This is a genomic window from Kitasatospora sp. NPDC093558, assembly GCF_040683475.1.
Lineage (GTDB): Bacteria > Actinomycetota > Actinomycetes > Streptomycetales > Streptomycetaceae > Kitasatospora.
In genome coordinates, this window is the sequence record NZ_JBFBDY010000624.1 from 1 (window position 1) to 3,635 (window position 3,635).

At 73.3% G+C, this 3,635-nt stretch carries 3 protein-coding genes; all 3 read right to left on the reverse strand.

Annotated features, from left to right (window positions below):
- On the reverse strand, positions 1 to 1,007 hold a 1,007-nt coding region (locus AB0O00_RS32685; protein WP_363657983.1), incomplete at its 3' end, for a bile acid:sodium symporter family protein.
- 336 nt (positions 1,008 to 1,343) lie between these two features.
- Positions 1,344 to 2,216: an isocitrate lyase/PEP mutase family protein gene (locus AB0O00_RS32690; protein ID WP_363657987.1), complete on the reverse strand. Its 873-nt coding sequence runs from the start codon at positions 2,214 to 2,216 to the stop codon at positions 1,344 to 1,346.
- Positions 2,217 to 2,471: 255 nt separating this feature from the next.
- The gene (locus AB0O00_RS32695) at positions 2,472 to 3,341 is read right to left on the reverse strand and encodes a class I SAM-dependent methyltransferase (RefSeq protein WP_363657985.1); all 870 of its coding nucleotides are present in this window, start codon (positions 3,339 to 3,341) and stop codon (positions 2,472 to 2,474) included.
- Positions 3,342 to 3,635: the final 294 nt, after the last annotated feature.

Genomic DNA, 3,635 nt, shown 5'->3' on the forward strand with positions numbered 1-3,635 from the left:
GCCGTAGGTGTCGGGGTGCGCGGCGTGGATCTTCCGCGTGGCGGCGACGAGTTCGGCGCCCACCGGCCGGCCAGGACCGTGCCGACCACCAACTGGAGCTGGTGGTAGAGCATCAGCGGCAGCACCATCAGCCCGGCCTCGGTGCCGAACAGCACCGTGGCCATCGGGAGGCCGTTGGCCAGGCTCTTCTGCGAGCCGCACAGCATGGCCGCGACCACGGCCGGCCGGCCGAGCCCCACGGCCCGCGCGCCGAGGCGGGCGGCGGCCAGCGCGGCGGCGAGTAGGGCGAGCAGCACCGCGGCCAGGCCGAGCAGGGCGCCGGGCGTGGCGAGGTGCCAGATGCCCTGGGCCGTCGCCGCGCTGAACGCCGTGTAGACGACGAGCAGGATCGAGCCGCGGTCGACCGGTGAGAGCAGCCGTTTGTGCCGCCCGAGGAACCCGCCGATCCACGGCCGCAGCACCTGCCCGAGCACGAACGGCGCGAGCAACTGGGCGGCGATGCGCAGCAGTCCGTCGGCGGAGAGCTCGGCGTGCGAGCCCAGCAGCCAGGTGGCGAGCAGCGGGGTCAGGACCAGCCCGGCCAGGCTGGAGTACGTCCCCGCGCAGATCGCCGCCGGCACGTCACCCCTGGCCGCGCCGGTGAGCGCGACCGAGGACTGGACCGTCGACGGCACCAGGCACAGGAACAGCACACCGGTGCGGAGCTGGTCGGTGAGCGGGACGGGCGTCAGGAGGGCGGTGGCGAGGCCGAGCAGCGGGAACAGGACGAAGGTGCAGGCGAGCACCAGCCCGTGCAGCCGCACGTGGCGCAGCCCGGCCAGCGTCTCGCGGGTGGACAGCCGCGCGCCGTACAGGAAGAACAGCAGCGCCACCGCGAGGTCGCAGGCCACCGCGGCCGTGCGGGCCGCCGCGCCGGTGGCCGGGAACAGGGCGGCCAGCCCGACGGTGCCCGCCAGTGCCGCCATGTAGGGATCCAGGCCGCGCCGCCGCAGCCACTGCAGGCTCATCGATCACCCTCCCTTCGCACCCGGCGCCGGCAACGAGCCCCACCACGCCCACCACCGAGCCGCCCACCACCGAGCCGCCGACCACAGACCCGCCCACCACCGACCCGGCCCCGTCGTGGTCGCTGCCGGCCGAGCCGCCGCCCTGCCGGACGTTGGCCGTGCGGTCCACCTCCACCCAGGAGTCGGCGTGCGAGTTGTCGATGACCGTGATCAGCCCGCCCGCCGCCGCGGCCGGCGCACCGCCCGCGAGCAGCGCGCACGCCCCGGCGAGTCCGGCGGCGCCGGCCCGCCACCGGGCGGATGCCCGGTGGCGGACCGTGCCGCGTGGTCCGAACGTCACGCCGTGACCTCCGCGAGCCCCCGGGAGCGGGCGATGTTCCGCTCCAGCAGCTCGGTCGACTCCCGGACGCTCACCGGACGGTTGTCCGGCGCCGCGGCCGGGAGCCGCCCGTCGTTCACCTTCAGCCCCGCGAGCGCCTCGTCCATCGCCCGGTGCGCGGCGAACAGGCACGGCGTGCTGTAGATCGCGACGTCCACCCCGAGGTCGCCGAGCTCCGACAGCGACAGCCGGGGCGACTTGCCGCCCCCGATCTGGTTGAACAGCAGCGGCTTGTCGCCGACGACGCGGCGGATCCGCCGGATCCACTCCTCGCTGCGCACTCCGTCGACGAGGACGACGTCCGCGTCCGTCTCGGCCAGGGCGCGGGCGCGGCGCAGGATGTCCTGCTCCTCCGTGGCGTCGGTGCGGGCGACGACCACGAGGTCCGTGCGGTTCTCCAGGACGAGGTTCAGCTTCTCCAGGTACTCGTCGAGCGGCAGGACGAGCTTGCCGTCCGCGTGGCCGCAGCGGCGCGGGCGCTTCTGGTCCTCCAGGATCACGCCGGAGGCACCGGTGCGTTCGAGCCGGCGCACGACGTGGCAGGCGACCTCGGGATCGACGTAGCCGTCGTCGATGTCGACCAGAAGGTGGTGCCGGGGGAACGCGCCGCGCAGCCGCTCGACGAAGGAGAGCATGTCCGGCCAGGCGATGAAGCCGATGTCGGGCAGGCCGTAGTAGGAGGCGGCGAAGCCGAATCCGGAGACGAACATCCCGTCGTAGTGTTCGGCCGCGATCGACGCCGAGTACATGTCGTAGACGCCGATGAGCGGCGTGGTGCCCGTCCGCGCGATGTCCTCGCGCAGGCGCCGACCGTGGCCGGTTGCCGTGATTCCGTGGAACAAGGCCTTCTCCTCACTCACGATTCACTCGGGATTCGCCCGCGATGATTTTGCCTGGATTTGGGTTTCCCTAGACCAAATCGAGGCGTCCTCACTATGTGCTCTTTACTGCGCCTTGGGCAAATCTTTTAGAGCGAATCACTCATGTGGGTGATGTGGAATCAGCCAATAGGAAAAGATGACAAATGAAGCGGGCATGCGTGAGCGGGGCCGGACGCCGCAGCGTCCGACCCCGCGGTGCGCGTCTCAGACGGTGCGCGCCGGCTGGGCGGCGCGGCGCTCGCGCAGCGTCCGCAGCACGCGCCGGGTGGCGCGGGTGGCCACCGGGGGCAGGAGGTCCAGGGCGAGCCGGCGCGGGGCGGAGGGCTGGACCGGCGCCTTGACCTGGTGGTTGAGCCGCAGGACGCGCACCCCGGCGATGGTGTCCTCGTCGACCGTGTAGCCCTCCTCGCGCCAGTCGCGGCCGAGCAGGACCTCGCGCGCCGCCGCCGCGTCGCCCCAGGTGCCGTAGAACTTCGACGGGGTGAGCAGCACCGGCCGGAGCCCGCCGGTGAACACCGCCTCCCACACCGCGGCGGCGACGCCGGGGGTGTGCTCCTGGCGGTAGTCGTCGAGCGCGACGAGGCCGTCGCCCGCGAGCGCGGCGCGGGCGACGCCGATGTCCCCGGCGACGTGCTCGTAGAGGTGCGAGGCGTCGACGTGGACGAACCGGCAGCTGCCGGCCGGGATCCGGCCGTCGGCCAGGACGGACGTCGGGGCCTGGATGATCTCCGGCAGGGCGGCGTGGAACGCGAGGTAGTTGGCCTCGAACGCGCCGCGGGTGAGGGTCTTGCGGTAGGACATCTCCATCTCGGCGGCGTTGTCGGCGTCGCCCGCGTCGGAGTCGAACAGGTCGCAGACGGTGAGCCGCTCGCCGGGCCGCAGGTGGTCGCCGAGCAGGACGGCGCTGCGGCCGAGGTAGCTGCCGAGTTCGAGGATGTCGCCGGTGACGCCGGCCGTGCTCTGGGCGGTGAGCAGGTGCCCGAAGGCCGCCCGGTCGAGACTGAAGAACCAGCCGGGGATGTCGTCCCGCTTCAGCGGTGCGGGTCGGGGGGCAGCGGTCTCGCACGTGGTCACGGCGGCCTCCAGGGGAGCGGGCAGGGGCCCGGTGGCGGGTGCACGCCGCACCGGTGCCCCCGCGGGCCCGTCGGACGTGAGGCGGATCATCATAGCGACGGCGGGGCCCGATTGGACCAGGTGCCGATCGGCGGAATTCCGCTTCCCGGCCCTGCCGTTCGGTCCCGTTCGGCCCTTGGGCCTGTCTTCGAACCCCCGTCTGCCGGGCGACGCCGGGGCACGCGCCTCGCCGCGTTGTCGTCGGTCGCCGATGCTCCGCATGGACTCCCTCCTCCGCCTTGCGATGCACGCACC